The organism is Bacillus sp. FSL R12-0074 (assembly GCF_038005725.1).
Lineage (GTDB): Bacteria > Bacillota > Bacilli > Bacillales > Bacillaceae_G > Bacillus_A > Bacillus_A mycoides.
In genome coordinates this window covers 5,262,306-5,279,052 of the sequence record NZ_JBBOTR010000001.1, presented here as the reverse complement: position 1 = coordinate 5,279,052, position 16,747 = coordinate 5,262,306, and the positions used below count along the sequence as shown (strand labels likewise).

At 33.3% G+C, this 16,747-nt stretch carries 15 protein-coding genes and 1 pseudogene; 9 read left to right on the top strand and 7 right to left on the bottom strand.

Going from position 1 to position 16,747, the window contains the following annotated elements; genetic code table 11:
* Positions 1 to 49: 49 nt before the first annotated feature.
* The 4 genes from NSS97_RS27475 to NSS97_RS27460 all read right to left on the bottom strand — a co-directional run bounded on the left by NSS97_RS27475 (position 50) and on the right by NSS97_RS27460 (position 3,072).
* The gene (locus tag NSS97_RS27475) at positions 50 to 1,030 is read right to left on the bottom strand and encodes a glycosyltransferase family 2 protein (protein WP_002184477.1); all 981 of its coding nucleotides are present in this window, start codon (positions 1,028 to 1,030) and stop codon (positions 50 to 52) included.
* A 231-nt stretch (positions 1,031 to 1,261) separates the two neighbouring features.
* Positions 1,262 to 1,606, bottom strand: a complete 345-nt coding sequence (locus tag NSS97_RS27470; RefSeq protein WP_002016417.1) for a DUF2304 domain-containing protein — start codon at positions 1,604 to 1,606, stop codon at positions 1,262 to 1,264.
* A 6-nt stretch (positions 1,607 to 1,612) separates the two neighbouring features.
* Positions 1,613 to 2,341: a glycosyltransferase family 2 protein gene (locus NSS97_RS27465; protein ID WP_044438366.1), complete on the bottom strand. Its 729-nt coding sequence runs from the start codon at positions 2,339 to 2,341 to the stop codon at positions 1,613 to 1,615.
* A gap of 218 nt (positions 2,342 to 2,559) precedes the next feature.
* The gene (locus NSS97_RS27460) at positions 2,560 to 3,072 is read right to left on the bottom strand and encodes an acyl-CoA thioesterase (RefSeq protein WP_000412118.1); all 513 of its coding nucleotides are present in this window, start codon (positions 3,070 to 3,072) and stop codon (positions 2,560 to 2,562) included.
* Positions 3,073 to 3,438: 366 nt separating this feature from the next.
* Between NSS97_RS27460 and NSS97_RS27455 the strand changes: the two genes are divergently transcribed.
* The gene (locus NSS97_RS27455; protein WP_044438368.1) at positions 3,439 to 4,752 is read left to right on the top strand and encodes an ArnT family glycosyltransferase; all 1,314 of its coding nucleotides are present in this window, start codon (positions 3,439 to 3,441) and stop codon (positions 4,750 to 4,752) included.
* 91 nt (positions 4,753 to 4,843) lie between these two features.
* Here the strand turns inward: NSS97_RS27455 and NSS97_RS30550 are convergent, their stop codons facing one another.
* The 3 genes and pseudogenes from NSS97_RS30550 to NSS97_RS27445 form a co-directional block, all read right to left on the bottom strand.
* Positions 4,844 to 5,650 carry a methyl-accepting chemotaxis protein gene (locus tag NSS97_RS30550; protein ID WP_445285997.1) on the bottom strand — a complete coding sequence of 269 codons (807 nt, stop codon included), beginning with the start codon at positions 5,648 to 5,650 and terminating at the stop codon, positions 4,844 to 4,846.
* Positions 5,648 to 6,025 (bottom strand): annotated as a pseudogene (locus NSS97_RS30545) (protoglobin family protein); the annotation flags it as partial. The gene NSS97_RS30550 and the pseudogene NSS97_RS30545, both read right to left, overlap by 3 nt.
* A gap of 241 nt (positions 6,026 to 6,266) precedes the next feature.
* Entirely contained in the window at positions 6,267 to 6,899 is a 633-nt protein-coding gene (locus NSS97_RS27445) for a trimeric intracellular cation channel family protein (RefSeq protein WP_000924380.1), read from the bottom strand.
* A gap of 495 nt (positions 6,900 to 7,394) precedes the next feature.
* On the opposite strand from NSS97_RS27445, the gene NSS97_RS27440 reads away from it, so the two are divergent.
* From NSS97_RS27440 to NSS97_RS27405, 8 genes are all read left to right on the top strand, one after another.
* Positions 7,395 to 8,846: an O-antigen ligase family protein gene (locus tag NSS97_RS27440; RefSeq protein ID WP_044438376.1), complete on the top strand. Its 1,452-nt coding sequence runs from the start codon at positions 7,395 to 7,397 to the stop codon at positions 8,844 to 8,846.
* A gap of 95 nt (positions 8,847 to 8,941) precedes the next feature.
* Positions 8,942 to 10,051, top strand: a complete 1,110-nt coding sequence (locus NSS97_RS27435) for a glycosyltransferase family 4 protein (protein ID WP_002089874.1) — start codon at positions 8,942 to 8,944, stop codon at positions 10,049 to 10,051.
* A gap of 21 nt (positions 10,052 to 10,072) precedes the next feature.
* Positions 10,073 to 10,813, top strand: a complete 741-nt coding sequence (locus NSS97_RS27430; protein ID WP_002016406.1) for a WecB/TagA/CpsF family glycosyltransferase — start codon at positions 10,073 to 10,075, stop codon at positions 10,811 to 10,813.
* Between the two features lie 153 nt (positions 10,814 to 10,966).
* Positions 10,967 to 12,166 (top strand): MFS transporter, encoded by a 1,200-nt coding sequence (locus NSS97_RS27425; protein WP_002016404.1) that lies wholly within the window; start codon positions 10,967 to 10,969, stop codon positions 12,164 to 12,166.
* Positions 12,167 to 12,374: 208 nt separating this feature from the next.
* Positions 12,375 to 13,091: a LytR/AlgR family response regulator transcription factor gene (locus tag NSS97_RS27420; RefSeq protein WP_002089871.1), complete on the top strand. Its 717-nt coding sequence runs from the start codon at positions 12,375 to 12,377 to the stop codon at positions 13,089 to 13,091.
* Positions 13,092 to 13,213: 122 nt separating this feature from the next.
* Positions 13,214 to 15,289 (top strand): carbon starvation protein CstA, encoded by a 2,076-nt coding sequence (gene cstA / locus NSS97_RS27415; RefSeq protein WP_002089870.1) that lies wholly within the window; start codon positions 13,214 to 13,216, stop codon positions 15,287 to 15,289.
* Positions 15,282 to 15,485, top strand: a complete 204-nt coding sequence (locus NSS97_RS27410; protein WP_002184484.1) for a YbdD/YjiX family protein — start codon at positions 15,282 to 15,284, stop codon at positions 15,483 to 15,485. The genes cstA and NSS97_RS27410 overlap by 8 nt, the downstream gene beginning before the upstream one ends.
* Before the next feature lie 147 nt (positions 15,486 to 15,632).
* The gene (locus tag NSS97_RS27405; protein ID WP_044438378.1) at positions 15,633 to 16,688 is read left to right on the top strand and encodes a diguanylate cyclase; all 1,056 of its coding nucleotides are present in this window, start codon (positions 15,633 to 15,635) and stop codon (positions 16,686 to 16,688) included.
* The last annotated feature ends 59 nt before the right edge of the window (positions 16,689 to 16,747 follow it).

Below are 16,747 nucleotides of genomic sequence, written 5' to 3'. Positions count from 1 at the left end.
GTAAATTTGATTTGTTTACGGAAAGTATGTTTAAAAGCGTATTCTTTATTTAAGAAAACATAAACTTTATTCGTACAAACCAAAGCATTGCGTATAGCTTTTTGCTTCGTTTTCCATTTTTCGAATAAATTTTGCGACAATATTTATTTATATCGCCCTTGATTAATTGAACTTGTGATTTATCTAACTTAGAGCTTCCTTTAATGTATATACAAGCATTGTTAATGACTGTATATGGGAATAGATAAGTTTCAAGGATTTCAATAAGTTCTGTAGAATCATTCACGATTAAGTCTTTTGATTTATTATGAACCCAATCCTTCATTCGATTAAACACTTCTAATTCTTTTGCTGTTTTTAATTCATAATCTTTATACTTTGAAGAAAGATTTCCTTCGGATAAGATTCGATAATATGTTAAATATTCATCTACATAGCATACATTTGTAACGCTCATTAATTTAAATAGAAATTCTAAATCTTCTCCCCAGCTACACCCTGGTGTGAAACGAATATTATGATCCATCACGATAGATCTTTTGAAAATCCAAGTGCTCGTCTGAGCAACAACTTGATGCGTTAAGAAAGCTTTTGTCATATCACCTTTAATAAAGTTTGTCGTGTGCTCAACTTTTTCACCAGTCTCTTCGTAAAAGTTCATATAGCCACAATAACAAGCGTTCATGTTGTTTTTATGCATGCTTTCAACTTGTTTTTCGATTTTTGTTGGATGCCATAAATCATCACTATCAAGAAAAGCAACATATTCTCCGCTAGCATTTTCAATTCCTGTATTACGAGCAACTGAAACGCCTTGATTTTCTTGTGGGACGTATTTTATTTGTCCGGGGTACTTTTGTACAAGGTTTTTTACGATGGAAGGTGATTGATCTTTGCTTCCATCATCTACAATTACAATTTCAATGTTTTTATATGTTTGATCTAGTATTGATTGCATTGTTTCTTCAATATATTTTTCCGTATTATACAGAGGTATGACAACGGAAACGAGTTGTTTTTGTTCCATCATAGAGTTTTTATCTCCTCAAATTTTTTATGTTTTGTACCATATATACAAGTCTTTTGAAAGGAAGAAGACTACAAGAACATCTGTATAAGTTTAACGCATATAAACTTTGTAAATCAACTTTCTATTGTGGTACCTCGTATAATTAGAAAGAAATAATTTGAAATGATAAAAGCTCCTGAATTTTTCAAGCAAAATTCAGGAGCTTTAGTATATTAGTATTTAGTTAGGAAGTTATTCCTTATCTGTTATCTTTAATTTTTGTTTTAATAATGCATAATCTTGCGTTAATGTTACAAGTTGATGGTGTAATTTGGAGATTTTTCTCGTCAGGTCAAAAATTAGGATAAAACAGAATAATAGTCCGAATAAGAATAAAATGGACGGAGGATATTCTACTTTTAATAGTTTTCCAATCCAATTTATAATTTTATCCGTAGAACTTAAAATAGCCATTGCAACACAAACAAAAATCCATAAAATAGCATATTTTGTTTCTAAAGTCCCACGACGAATGGAATTAATAATTAAGAAGAATAGTAATAAAATAAAGATAAATGAAAAGGTAATTATATGCATTTATTATCAACCTTTCACGATTTTTTGCATCAATATAGCAAGACTTACCTTCACCATGTAATATGCAGATTTAAGGGGAGTGATGGAAGATTGTCCACCTTGTCGCTCTTGCATATTTACAGATACTTCATTAATGCGAAGTTTTTTCTTTTTTAAATGAATAAGGACTTCTGGCTCCGGATAATCTTTTGGATAATTGTGTGCAAAAATCTTAATTACTTCTCGATTGATAGCACGATACCCAGAAGTTGGATCCATAAATGTTTGTTTTGTTAGTACTTTCAATAGAGCGGTAAAATAAAAAATACCGATTCTTCGGGAAATACTACCTTTATATGCTGTTTTTTCTGTAAAACGTGAACCCAGGACCATATCGCATTGATCCTCGGCAATAGGCTGTATGATTTTGTATAAATCATCAGGATTATGTTGTCCATCAGCATCGAACTGAATCGCAATATCATATCCGTTCTCATAAGCGTATTTATATCCAGTTTGTACAGCTGAACCGATACCTAGATTATATGGTAAATTAACGAGATGAACAGGGAAATCTTTTACGATTTGAGCTGTTTTATCTTTTGATCCATCATTAATAACGCAAATGCTTAATGCTGTAAAATGCTGTTTTAGTTCTAATAATCTTGTTAATGTATCTGCAATTGCTTCTTCCTCGTTATACGCTGGAATAATAATTAACGTTTTTGGTATTGAAATTGGTACCTCAATAGACATTACCGCACCATCCCTTATATACTTAATCATATTATGGTTATTTTTAAACGAACATTATTTAATATACCATTAATAGCATAACAAAATAAAGGAAAAGCTGATGGGTGATTTTAGGAAACAGGCATCGAATAAAAACGCTAAGGTGTAACACTTTATTATAATAAAAAATACATGCAAGGAAGAAAAAACCTGTGCATGTATAATATAAAATCCTAATGTTACATATTCCAAGGCTTACTTAAAGTTAACACTTCAGCCATTTCTTTACTTTTCAAACGTCCTTTTTTTCTATTTTCTGCACGCTCTGAACCAGTTGTATGTAGCCAATGTTCTTCCTCTGTTTCAGGAATTACTTGTGGTACAGATGAAGGTTTTCCGTCTTTTAATGCGACAAATGTAATGAAACACGTTGCGGCCATTCTACGCTCGCCTGCTAGTAGATCCTCTGCAATTACTTTTACGAAAACTTCCATTGAAGATTTTCCTGTATAACATACGAATGCTTCATAACAAACAGAATCTGCTTGGTGAATTGGAGTTAAAAAATCAACGGAATCGATAGATGCTGTTACGCAATGTTTGCGGCTGTGTCTCGCAGCTGCAATTGAAGCTATACTATCAATTTCTGCTAATAATTTCCCCCCGAAAAGTGTTTGGTGATTATTTAAATCGTTAGGAAAAACACGTGTTGTTTTAATTGCTTTTGATTCTCGCATGAATTTCTTTTCCATATATTCATCCCCTATTTTCTGTTTTCAATCAGAGTGACATGTGTAAGTGGAGTACCCATATTAGATATTTAATGAAGTAAAGTGTTCCAAAAGAGGATTATCCCACTATTTGCGGGCTAATAGTCAGTGGGGGATGAACAAAACCCCCGTGGATTAAAGTTTCACTTTATTGAAATTTCTGTATTTGTATTCATGTAACTGAAAGAAAATTTATCATATATAAAGTGTAGTGTAAAAGAGGATTCGCTTACATTGCAAGTGAAAAAGTAATGACTATGTATTTGTCATAGAAATTCCCTATTAACCTTGTGCTTATTCATGATAGAATCGTTTTGTTATGAATGGAAATAGAGGTGCAATGGACATATGAATCATATAAGAACAAATTTTTCGTCTTTCTTCAGTAAAATAATGATTGGTGCGATGCTCGCATTCTTTGTCTATAGTTGTTGGTCGGCTTTTGAAACAAGTAAGCAATTTTTTGGAGGAAGTACAACAAGTATAACAATTGTATTAGTGATTTTTGTTATTCTTATTTTGTTAGTAGCATCAATTTTGCAATATCGTTTTACAGATAAACAATTTCTTGTTTTTCTTATAAGCATATCTATAGTTATAAGACTTATCACAGTTCTATTTGTAGATGTTCCAATGATAGGTGATATGAAAGCTATGTATGAGTCTGCAAAGCAGATTGCAATTGGCAATAATATAGAAAATATAGCACAGTTACCTTTTATTATTTATGAATCGATCATCATTCGTATATTTGGTGATACGGTATTCGCTTTACAATTATTTAATATTTTATTTTGTACAGGAACTGCATTTTTCATTTATCGCATTGCGTCAATGGTCTTTGGAGAAGAGTGTGGTCGTATTGCATCAATGTTTTACGCTTTATATATTCCAAATATATTTATGAGTTCTGTATTAACGGCGGAATCACTCGCAATATTTTTATTTTATTGTGCTTGTTACATATTTTTATATAAGGGATTAGACCATCCTTATATGTGGGGAATTTCAGCCATTTTATTTGCGCTTAGCAATATGATTTTCCCAATGGGGTTATTTTTACCTATTTTTATAGCTGTATATGTGCTGTTAATTGAATTATTTCAATCAGCAACGAAACAAAAATTACTATTAAAAATGATAGGAATACTTATTCTATTTTATAGTACTCATTTTGGTGTGAGCTATGGTATCAAGATGATGGGAATGTCACAGTATACGATTTCTAATCAGACTTATGTTCAATCTGTTTTAATTGGAAAAAGTCAAAATGAAGAAAAAACATCCAAAAATCAAAGTGTAAAAGAGCACATTGATCAAGAGTTAAAAGAAATGGAAGTAGAAAGATTTAAACTGTTAAAACCAGTTATTAACCAACTTTTAGACGAGGGAATAAATTCTATTATTTTTAAATGTGAAAAGCTTATATATATAGTGGTGACATTATTTATGGCCATAGCTTTATTACATTTTCTAATTAAGAAACAGCAAAATGAAGGATATATGTTGTTTGTATTATTAATTACCGGATATGTGTCGTTAAGGCTCTTTCGAGTAGATATGGCATATTATAATATTATTATGCCAGCTTTGTTTATTTTACAAAGCTTTGGTGTTTATATGAGTTATTTTTATTGCCAAAAAATATTTTTCAGAAAATAAAAGAATCCATTTTGGATTCTTTTTTTGTAGATGGATGATAAGGATGAATGCAAAGCGGAGACGAAGAATCTCCACTTTGTATCGGTTTGCCTTAGCGGTGTAGTTCTAGTTGTAAACTATCCGCTGTTAAGGCCATTTTCGAGGAATCGTCTTGAATACTCTTCATTACTTGTGAAATAGTTTCTAATTCATTTTCAATTTTTTTATTTTGTTCTTTAGAGTTAGACATATCTTTTACGATTTCTTGGAAATATTGATCTGTCGCATGCATACTATCTGTCCCTTCAGATACGAGAGAGCTAATTTGTTCCACGGAAGAAGAGACGTGGATAATTTGTTCATTAGTTTTTCCAACGAGTTTTGTAACGTTGGAAATTGATTCTTTCGTTTGCTCTGATAACTTTCGAATTTCTCCCGCTACGACTGAAAAACCTTTACCAAATTCGCCGGCACGTGCAGATTCAATAGCGGCATTTAATGCCAGTAAATTTGTTTGCTCGGCGATTGATTTTACAATATCAATGATTTCGTTAATTTTGTTAGAAATATCAAGAAGTTCACGAGTATCAGTAATAATAGTTTCCATATTCGTTTGGATGCTTTCCATTCGTTTGTTTTGCAAATTTAATTGTGCTTTTCCTTTGTTGGCCTTTTCTTCTGATGTCGTAGCTAATGATGTACCTGTTTTTGCAATTCCTACGATACTTTCTGATTTAGATGTTAAATGTTGAATAGAAGAGCTTGTTGTTTCAGATATTGCTGCTAGTTCTGTTGCAATATGTGTAATCGTCATAGCTGTCAGTTCTTTTTCTTTTTCATGTTCTTTTTGGATTCTTTCATATTCGGATTCATAAGCCGCAATAACAAGTTCTTGTTCTAATGTGAATAATTTATTTATTACGTTTATGGAATAAGAAAAATCGTCTATCGTTGAAATTTTCGTTTGCAAAATCTTCATGACGGAGCGGAATAACTCTTGATAAGCAGCAGTATACCATTTTCTATGTAAACCAATTTGTACGTGCCTTTTTGCAATTCTAACACGTTGTTCAATAAAATCTTCATTCATATTCCCGCTGAACAATTCTTTAATATGTGTCTTTAAAGTTTGTTTTAATTTGGGAATAGAGCTGTAGCGTTCAATAACAGCAATTAAATTAGGTTGTTTTGTGATGTTGGTGTAGAATTTTTCTGTTATCCAATCTATTTCCTCATAAATAAATGGCTGTAATACTTTAACAATTTGTAAATCTTCCTTTGAAATATGTAACATATCCATTTGAGTTTTTAGTTCAGAATTAGCAGGCACGTTAAATATGATTTGTTGGCCTTTGCTTAATTCAATTATACTGGTGTTTGTTTTATTTTTTTTAAAAACCCCAAGCATCATTCTTCCCCCTGTTTATAAAGCGTTTTCATTTGTTTATTCTAATGTAATTATATATTTTTATATACAATTACTCTATAGTATATGGAATTGTATATAAATTAAGAGAATTCTATGTAGAATTCTCTTAATGGCCTTTATTAATTTTTGCATGTGTTTTAAAGAAAACTGGGAAATGTACATTATATATTACGGTGACTACACGAATAACGAATGTTATTAATAAACAAACATAGAAAGCTAATACGTGTGCCCCCATTGCATGTGTAATTAGGAAACTAACTGCTCCTAAAATAGAAGCAATTGCATATATCTCTTTTCGGAATACATACGGGATATCTTGAGCGCAAATGTCACGTAAAATGCCGCCCCCAATACCTGTAATAACTCCCATTGAAACGACTAAAAACGAGGCGTCAACGTGATGTGACATTGCTGCATTTGCACCAATAGCTGTAAATACACCTAAACCAACAGCATCAGAAAGCATAATAACAACTTGAAGTTTATTGATGCGCTCAAAAAACATACATGTGAATAATGCTGATAGTACACTTACGAAAAAGTAAATGGGTTTTACAAATGCGACAGGAGGCAGGTTACCAATCATAATATCACGAATAATACCGCCGCCGAGCGCAGTAGCTACAGCTAAACAAAGGACACCAAATAAATCTAGATCTTTTTTCAAACCAACTAATGTACCAGAAATGGCAGCGGCGATAATGCCAAGAAACGTAAATATATCGATTAATAACATGGCTTTAATTCCTTCCCCTTAAAGATGTTCCAGAGAAAAAATATACACTAAAGTTTTGGAAATAACAATTACTTTTCGCTACATGTAGAAAAATGGATGAAATAGCTAAAGAAAGCGTTTGAAAATGCTTGATAAGTAGCAATAAAGTAAAGCGAAAAAGTGTGGAAAGATTAATAGTATAGTTTTTTGATGTAGCTTAGTTGGAGGGATGGTACAATAAGAGAAGTCCGCTTTGTACATTTGTATAAAATGATAAAAAAATATTTTTGTACAGTCGAAAATAAGTGCATATGTGTTAGATAGTTTTTATAGGGACAGGGAAGGATAGCTAAAGGACAATGTTTTCGGTTACTAATAATGCTGGATTTGACTAGTTTCGGCATGAAAAATAGTTCTCAATTTAAATATGAGTTATGTTATAATTGCTAGGTGTGTTTAAACAGTAGAAAACTATGATTAAAAGATAATGTGAAGATTTTGTATGGAGGTCTTGGAATGTTAGCAAATCAAGCTAGGGTTAGATTTGAGCATTTTTTGCTCTTTTTTATTATTTTACAGCCTGTTTTAGATTTATTAACGTCTCTTAGCATCGTTTTATTAAAGTCAAATGCCACTGTTGGAATTTTGGTAAGATTTCTTATTATGGCTGTTGGTGGTATTTACATTTTAATTCAGGCAAAAGAGAAGGAAAATAGGAAGTTTTTAATTTACTTAATACTATTAGCAGTAGTTTTAGGGATAGGGTTTATTAATAATAAACTAGTTAAGAATCCTATTGTACTTAGTGAAGAAGTTAAGTTTGTTGCGAAGGCATTATATATATATATCATGCTAGGATCATACATTTTAGCTTTAAAATCATTGAAAAAGAAAGTAAATATTAGTGACAAGGTCAGAAATAGTATTGTGTATTCAACATTAATCATTAATGCTATTATGGTTATTTCTATTTCGACATCTACAGACTTTGGTAGTTATCAATGGATGAAAGTTGGTTCCCGAGGATGGTTCTATGCAGGTAATGAACTAGGGTCAATCTTAGCTATTATTTTCCCTATTGTGGTACTATATTCTATTCAAAAAACAAAGAGCGTGAAACACGTTTTATATTGGATTCCATCGCTTTTAATGATTTACTCGTTAATTCAAGTTGGTACGAAAGTAGGGATGGGCTCAATTGGTGCTACGTTAGCAGCAGCAATCGGGATTATCGTACTACAATTATTATTTGATAGAAGAAATCCAAACAAAAGGTCTCTTGTACTTAATGGATTAATTGCTATTATCCTATTAGCTGGTGTTGTTGGAACGTTTAAAATGACGCCATTAGCACAAAATATGGGTATTCATAACAACTATTTATCAGAACAAAATGTAGCGCAGCAAGATCAAAAAGAAAAAGAAATTAAAGAGAAAATTAAAAAAGAAGAAAAACAACATAAAGTTGAGAAACCAGAAGAAAAAGCGAAGGTAGAAGCGGAAGTTAAGAAAGAGCTTGAGAAAGAGCAAAAGAAAGAAAATCAAGAGAATCTTATTTTCAGTGGACGTCAAGTATATGAAGAGAGACATAAGCAGTTCTTTAAAGAAGCGCCAATGTCACAAAAATTATTTGGAATGGGTTACGCAGGTAACTTTAAGTATAATGAACAAAAAGAGCCAGATCCGAAGTTAATTGAAATGGACTTCCATGATTGGTTTTATGATTTCGGAATTATTGGTTTTGCGTTAATGATGATTCCATTTATTTATTACGGCTTAAGAATCTTAATAGCATTTGTTACAAGATTTAAGGAAATATTCAATGTGAAATATGGAATGATTTCAGCAAGCTTAGTATTAGCACTAGGTATTGCGTATATTGCAGGACATATTTTGACAGCACCAGGAGTCGGGATTTACTTTGTAGTGGTGTTAGCTTGTCTAATTGTAGATTTAGAAATTGAATGATAAAAATAAAAGCTAACTTTTGTTAGCTTTTATTTTTTAGTACAGTAAAATAAAGATAGATGGAAATGTAGCGAGGATTTAAAGGAGGAAAAAATATGAGGATATTGCATATGAATGCAGGGGCAGAAGATGGTGGAGGAAAAACACATATTATTTCACTGCTCGATCAGTTTCCGGATGGTGAAGTAGAATTAGCAGTATTTGAAGATGGAATTGTTGCGAAAGAAGCAAGGGAGCTAGGAATAAAAGTTCATGTGTTTTCACAAAAATCTCGCTATGATTTATCCATTTTAAAGAACATAAGTGAATTCATTAATAAAGAAAAATTTGATGTAGTTCATACACACGGTCCTAGGGCGAATTTCTTTGTTTCTCTAATGAAGAAGAAATTCGCGGCAAAATGGGTTACGACAATTCATAGTGATCCATTTCAAGACTTTACTAAACAAGGCTTAAAAGGCTGGATTTTTACTAAATTAAATTTGAAAGCTTTAAAAAATATAGATTTATTTTTTGTTGTAACGAATAGGTTGAAAAAAAGCTTAGCCGCATTAGGTATTTCAAATGAAAAGATGCATGTTATCTATAACGGGATTGAATATGATCAGGAAAAAGCAGATGGCTATAATAAAAAGGAAATGTTTAATATTGATGAAGATGTGTTTACGGCAATCCAAGTAGCGCGTTTGCATCCTGTTAAAGGACATGAAGTTTTATTCGATGCGTTACAACAAACAAAATTGGAGAAAATTAAAGTGTTATTAGTTGGTGACGGGCCGTTAGAAAGAGAACTAAAGGCGTTAGCTACTGAAAAAGGGATTAATGATAAAGTTGAATTTTTAGGGCATCGTCAAGATGTGAAACAATTATTTGCTTCATCACATGTCAATTTGTTAACTTCCCATAGCGAAGGATTTCCATTAGTTTTATTAGAAGCGGCAAATCAACGTGTACCATCAATTGTGACTAGAGCTGGAGAAATCGAACCGTTAATTGCAGATGAAACTTATGGGTGGATTGTACCAACTGGTGATGGAAAAGCATTGGCATCGGCATTAGAAGAGGCGTATGATAAGTGGAAAACTGGAGAGTTATCAGTAATGGGCAAGCATATTTATGAGCATGCTACTATGAACTTCTCACTTCAAAAATTATATGAAGATACGAAAGAAACATATAAGCAATTAATAGCAAAAAACCTTTAATGATAGAGAGGATAGTTAAATATGGCAGTACAAACGGTTGATATTCTAGGTGTTCCTTTCTCTACAATGACAATGGATGAAACGGTCCAATATTTAAAGGAACAACTAGAATTGGAGCAAACTCATACTTTTCAGGTAGTAACAGCAAATCCTGAAATTGTTATGTGTGCAAAAAAGGATGAAGAGTTCCATAAAACATTACTAAATACCGATTTAATTACACCTGATGGTATTGGGGTTGTAAAAGCAAGTGGTATGCTTGGTACACCTGTAAAAGAACGTGTAGCAGGTTTTGATTTAATGTGTAATTTATTTGCGAAGTTATCAGAAGAGAATAAACCAGTATCTGTTTTCTTATTAGGTGCAAAACCACATGTTGTACAAGCCGCGGCTGATCATTTAACGAAGACATATTCGGCTGCATCTATCGTGGGGATACAAGATGGATATTTTAAACAAGAAGAAGAAGAGAATATTGTTTCACGTATTCAAGAGGCAAAACCAGATCTATTACTTGTTGCACTTGGCTTTCCAAGACAAGAAAACTTTATCCAAAACAATAAGCATCGTTTAGAAACGAAAATGGCTGTTGGAGTAGGCGGTAGTTTAGATGTGTGGGCTGGAGAGGTAAAACGTGCGCCAAAATGGATTCAATCTATTCATTTAGAGTGGTTTTACAGATTATGTAGTAATCCAACACGTTGGCGTCGTCAGTTAGTATTAGCTGAATTTTTAAAAGAAGTAATGCGTTCAAAAAAGTAGCGGAACATTGCTACTTTTTTTATTTGTTTATTTTTGATAAATATTTTACTTTTTGGGAATGATGAAGGAGAATTTTTATAAGAAAGTATTTTACTTATGCAATACACACATGTAAAATGATGTGTAAAGACACCTGTGTAAGGAGGACTTCTTGTGAGCAAGGTAAAAGAAATTTCGAAGCGAAAGCTACTTGGTATAGCAGGGCTTGGCTGGCTATTTGATGCAATGGATGTTGGAATGCTTTCATTTGTAATCGTAGCACTCCAAAAAGATTGGGGATTAAGTACTCAAGAAATGGGTTGGATAGGTAGCGTTAATTCAATTGGTATGGCAGTAGGAGCGCTCCTTTTTGGGATACTATCAGATAAAATAGGACGGAAATCGGTCTTTATTATTACATTATTACTATTTTCTATCGGTAGTGGTTTAACTGCTTTAACGACGACATTCGCGATGTTCCTCGTTTTACGCTTTTTAATTGGTATGGGACTTGGCGGGGAACTTCCAGTTGCATCTACTCTTGTATCAGAAAGTGTTGAAGCGCACGAACGTGGAAAAATAGTTGTACTATTAGAAAGCTTTTGGGCTGGTGGTTGGTTAATCGCAGCTCTTATCTCATATTTTGTTATTCCTAAATACGGTTGGGAAGTTGCTATGGTATTAAGTGCAGTTCCAGCGTTATATGCTTTATATTTAAGATGGAATTTACCCGATTCTCCAAGATTCCAAAAGGTTGCAAAAAGGCCATCTGTTATTGAAAATATAAAATCGGTTTGGTCTGGAGAATATCGTAAAGCAACAATTATGTTATGGATTCTATGGTTTTGTGTGGTCTTTTCCTATTATGGAATGTTCCTTTGGTTACCTAGTGTAATGGTACTGAAAGGCTTTAGTTTAATAAAAAGTTTTCAGTACGTACTCATTATGACTTTAGCTCAACTTCCAGGATATTTCACAGCTGCATGGTTTATTGAACGTCTTGGTCGTAAATTTGTATTGGTTACGTATTTAATTGGTACAGCATGTAGTGCTTATGTGTTCGGAATTGCGGATTCATTAACAGCATTAATAGTGGCGGGTATGTTACTATCCTTCTTTAATTTAGGTGCTTGGGGTGCATTATACGCTTATACACCGGAACAGTATCCAACAACTATTCGCGGTACAGGTGCAGGAATGGCAGCTGCATTTGGGCGTATTGGTGGTATTCTTGGACCACTATTAGTAGGGTATTTAGTTGCTTCACAAGCTTCACTATCGCTAATATTTACGATTTTCTGTGGATCAATTTTAATTGGGGCACTTGCTGTAGTTATACTTGGTCAAGAAACGAAACAGAGGGAATTAGTATAAAGAGAAACCTTAATCAGTGGTGTTTTGTCCATCAACCACTGATTATTAGCCCGCACCAATCGGGATAAAAGAAAAGGGGAACCAAAGTGGTTTCCTTTTTTCTGTTTTTTTAGATAAATAATGGTATAGTAAGAAAAAGGGAATGTTTCTTACTAAAGCGAATGTATACAACAAGACATATGGACAAAGGAATTAGGTGGCTGGATAAATGAAAATCTTACTTATCATGGAAGAAACAGAAGAGCGAAGAAAATTAGTTGAGAACTTTACTGAAAACATTCGAAATGTAGAATGTTTTGAAGCGAAAACTGGAACAGAATCTTTGCTAATAATGAAAAAACATACACCTGATTTTGTTTTTTTAAATTCGCAATTAATGGATGGTACTGGTTTTGAATATTCGAGTTTGTTACGAGAAGTGAATTGTTATACGAAATTTATTTTTATTGGTGAGGATATAGAAGAGGCAATTACAGCTTTTCGTTTCCAAGCGTTTTATTATTTATTACGACCATTTCGTGAAGAAGATTTACAATTCATTTTATATAAAATGGGAAAAGAACAAGGTGAGAAAGCAAAGAGTCATCTGCGTAAACTGCCGATAGAAGGCCATGAGGGGATTAGATATATTCTCCCGGAGGATATTGTATATATTAGTAAAAATAAGGAAAATAAAACCGTTTCAATTTATACAACGAATAATCAGTATATTTCAACATACACACTCCAGGAATTAGAAAATAAACTAAATGCATATGATTTTTTACGTGTACATAAAAGCTATTTAATTAATATGTCATATGTACAAGAACTTAAACCTTATTATAATGGCACGTATAATTTGCATTTAGACAGGTACGATGAGCAACCGATTCCAGTAAGCCGTAATTATGTAAAACGGCTTCGAAATAAAATTGAACTATGACAAGTAATGAGAGAATTTTAACATAATAGCCTAGAAATCCTTCATGATAAGGAGGATTCAAATTAAATATTCAGAAAATTTAGTACAATCTCCTCTAAGAAGTAGTAATGGGGGGATTGTACGTGAAAACATTGAAATCAATTTTACTTTGGGGAGTTATTGCAGCAGTAGGAGCATCTGCTTTTGGTGTAATAGCTTTATCACAAGGTGAGACAATTAATGCTGTATGGCTATTAGTTGCTGCTGTATCAGTGTATGCGATTGCTTATCGCTTTTATAGTAGATTTATAGCAAGGAAAGTTTTTGGTCTAGATAATAATAGGCAAACGCCTGCTCATACGTTAAATGATGGGAAGGATTATGTTCCAACAAATAAATGGGTTTTATTCGGACATCACTTCGCTGCGATTGCAGGGGCAGGTCCTTTAGTAGGACCAATTTTGGCGGCGCAGATGGGGTATTTACCTGGGACTATTTGGATTATTGTTGGGGTAGTTATTGCCGGAGCTGTACAAGATTTTGTAATTTTATTTGCTTCAATGAGACGTAATGGTAAATCATTAGGAGAAATGATTAAAGATGAAATTGGTCCTGTTACAGGATTAATTGCGATGATTGGTATTTTAGGTATTATGATAATTTTATTAGCAGTATTAGCTTTAGTAGTTGTGAAGGCACTTGTTGGAAGCCCATGGGGAATGTTTACAATCGCAGCAACAATTCCAATTGCTATTTTAATGGGAGTTTACATGCGTTACATTAGACCAGGGCGAGTAGGGGAAGGATCAGTAATCGGTATTGTTCTACTAGTCCTATCGCTTATTGGTGGACAGTATGTAGCAGAAAATCCAACACTTGCAAGTATGTTTACTTTTAGTGGTGAAACAATTGCTATTATGCTTATCGTATATGGATTCATTGCATCGGCATTACCAGTTTGGATGCTCCTTGCACCACGTGATTATTTAAGTACATTTTTAAAAATAGGAACGATACTTGGATTAGCAATTGGTATTTTAATTGTAGCTCCAGATTTGAAGATGCCGGCAGTATCTAAGTTTATTGATGGAACAGGTCCTGTTTTCTCCGGGAATTTATTTCCGTTCTTATTTATTACAATAGCTTGCGGTGCTGTCTCTGGATTCCACGCTCTCGTTTCATCAGGTACGACGCCGAAAATGATTGAGCAAGAAGGTCATGCACAGCCAATTGGTTATGGGGCAATGTTAATGGAATCATTTGTAGCAGCGATGGCTATGATTGCAGCTTGTGTATTAACACCAGGAACTTATTTTGCAATTAATAGTCCAGCAGCACTGATCGGAACAGATGTATCACAAGCGGCTCAAGTTATTTCTTCGTGGGGATTTGCTATTACACCGAATGAATTAAAAGAACTTGCTGTTAACGTCGGAGAACAGACCATTTTATCACGTACAGGTGGCGCACCAACATTAGCAATTGGTATGGCACATATATTTTCACAAGTAATAGGTGGAACGGCGATGATGGCATTTTGGTACCATTTTGCCATTCTTTTTGAAGCACTATTTATTTTAACAACGATTGATGCTGGAACACGTGTAGGACGATTTATGATTCAAGATATTTTAGGGCATGTGTACAAGCCGTTTGCGAAAACAGATTCCACAATAGCGAATGTGGTTGCTACAACGTTATGCGTACTAGGCTGGGGGTACTTCTTATATCAAGGGGTGGTTGACCCTCTCGGTGGAATTAATACGCTATGGCCACTTTTCGGTATTGCAAATCAAATGTTAGCGGGGATTGCATTATTACTTGGAACGACAATTTTATTCAAAATGGGGAAAAAGGCATACGTTTGGGTAACGCTTATTCCGACTATAGGATTACTTATTGTAACGATGACAGCTGGTTATCAAAAGTTGTTTCATGAAAATCCTAAAATAGGATTTCTATCACATGCGAAAGTATTTCAGGGAGCATTAGATGATGGTAAGGTATTAGCTCCAGCTAAAAATGTTGCGCAAATGAAACAAATTATTTTTAATGACTATATTGATGCGGCACTTTGTGGAATTTTTATGATAGTTGTAATTGCTGTATTAATTTCTGCACTTCGAATTTGGATTCAAGTATTAAGAAATAAGCCAATGCCGTTAAAAGAGGCACCATATATTCCAAAAGATGAAAGTGAGTCGAGGAACTATGCTTAAAAATTTACGGAACGTATGGGGAAAGAGAAAGCAATTTATTAGTTTACTTGTCGGAGTTCCAAGTTATGAAACGTATGTAAATCACATGAAATTACATCATCCAGAAGAGAAAATTCTATGTCAAAAGCAATTTTTTGCTGAGGCACAAGAAGCTAGATTTAATGCAAAAGGCGGAAAGATATCGCGATGTTGTTAATGGAGGAGACGAAATTTCGTCTCCTTTTTTGTTTTACTGTTCCACGTGGAACAGTAAAACAAAAAAGATTGGGAATTATAGGGATTACGTAATACAATAGCATATAGAAAGGGATAGATGGAAAAGAAAAAGTAGGGAGATTATTTTATGTTCAGAGATCTATTTGTAAATATGACAATTATTCTGTCCTTTATCTTTGTGGGTGCTCAGCTTTTAAGAGATAAGCCATTAAAAGAAGGATTCTCTTTTTGGCAGAAATGTTTGGTCGGTATTTTAACTGGAATATTGAGTATATTGTTGATGCATTTTGGTGTGCATATTGAAGATATTATGTTGGATTTACGTTATTTAGCTGTTGTTTTGGCAATTATAATTGGTGGCCCAATAGCTAGTAGTATAACTGTTATGATTATTTTAATAACGCGGGTATTTTTTACTGAGTATTCTTTAGCCTCTGAATTGGCTTGCTATACTATCGTGGCAATAGGGATTGGCATTACTCTCATTTGGCGGATGAAGATTTCTATATTTACAAAATGGATATGGTTTAATGTGTACAGTTTGTCTATTTTAATACTACCACTTTATATTTTATTTAAGGATATATATGTAGTGGTATTATATTTAATTTGTTGTATTGTAGCGGCATACATCACATTTGTAAGTGCAAGTTACATATTGCAATCCAATGAATTATTTCAAACGATGAAGCATTATGCAACGATAGATGCATTAACGAATCTAGGAAATGTAAGACAGTTTGATTTTGAGATGAATCGTCATATTGATAGTAAGCATATAAAAAATGATTCACTTTGTTTATTACTTATCGATATTGATCACTTTAAGTATGTAAATGATACGTACGGTCATCCTGCTGGAGATGAAGTGTTAAAACAACTAGGGCGTATTTTGTTAGAGAATGCACCATTCCCAAATTTAGTCTTTCGAAAGGGTGGCGAAGAGTTTGCTCTGTTGTTACCAAAAAAGAGAGTAGCATTTGGAACTCGTATAGGGGAACAAATTCGGCTAGCAGTTGAAAAGCATTCATTTCAACTGCAAAATGGGGAAAAAATTAAAATTACAGTTTCTGTTGGGCTTTCAGAATATAAAAAATCACCTGAGCAATTTATTCAATCAGCGGATGATGCGTTATATTATTCAAAAAGAAATGGTAGAAACAAGGTTAGTTCAGCATCATAGGAATTTGGGGAGTACTTTAAAAGATTTCTGTAAAGTAATTAAAACCCACAGAACAATAA

Excerpts from the sequence above, each read along its gene's own strand:
- NSS97_RS27475 (WP_002184477.1), bottom strand. The coding sequence starts at position 1,030 with ATGATGGAACAAAAACAACTCGTTTCCGTTGTCATACCTCTGTATAAT.
- NSS97_RS27470 (WP_002016417.1), bottom strand. The coding sequence starts at position 1,606 with ATGCATATAATTACCTTTTCATTTATCTTTATTTTATTACTATTCTTC.
- NSS97_RS27465 (WP_044438366.1), bottom strand. The coding sequence starts at position 2,341 with ATGTCTATTGAGGTACCAATTTCAATACCAAAAACGTTAATTATTATT.
- NSS97_RS27460 (WP_000412118.1), bottom strand. The coding sequence starts at position 3,072 with ATGGAAAAGAAATTCATGCGAGAATCAAAAGCAATTAAAACAACACGT.
- NSS97_RS27455 (WP_044438368.1), top strand. The coding sequence starts at position 3,439 with ATGAATCATATAAGAACAAATTTTTCGTCTTTCTTCAGTAAAATAATG.
- NSS97_RS27445 (WP_000924380.1), bottom strand. The coding sequence starts at position 6,899 with ATGTTATTAATCGATATATTTACGTTTCTTGGCATTATCGCCGCTGCC.
- NSS97_RS27440 (WP_044438376.1), top strand. The coding sequence starts at position 7,395 with ATGTTAGCAAATCAAGCTAGGGTTAGATTTGAGCATTTTTTGCTCTTT.
- NSS97_RS27435 (WP_002089874.1), top strand. The coding sequence starts at position 8,942 with ATGAGGATATTGCATATGAATGCAGGGGCAGAAGATGGTGGAGGAAAA.
- NSS97_RS27430 (WP_002016406.1), top strand. The coding sequence starts at position 10,073 with ATGGCAGTACAAACGGTTGATATTCTAGGTGTTCCTTTCTCTACAATG.
- NSS97_RS27420 (WP_002089871.1), top strand. The coding sequence starts at position 12,375 with ATGAAAATCTTACTTATCATGGAAGAAACAGAAGAGCGAAGAAAATTA.
- NSS97_RS27410 (WP_002184484.1), top strand. The coding sequence starts at position 15,282 with ATGCTTAAAAATTTACGGAACGTATGGGGAAAGAGAAAGCAATTTATT.
- NSS97_RS27405 (WP_044438378.1), top strand. The coding sequence starts at position 15,633 with ATGTTCAGAGATCTATTTGTAAATATGACAATTATTCTGTCCTTTATC.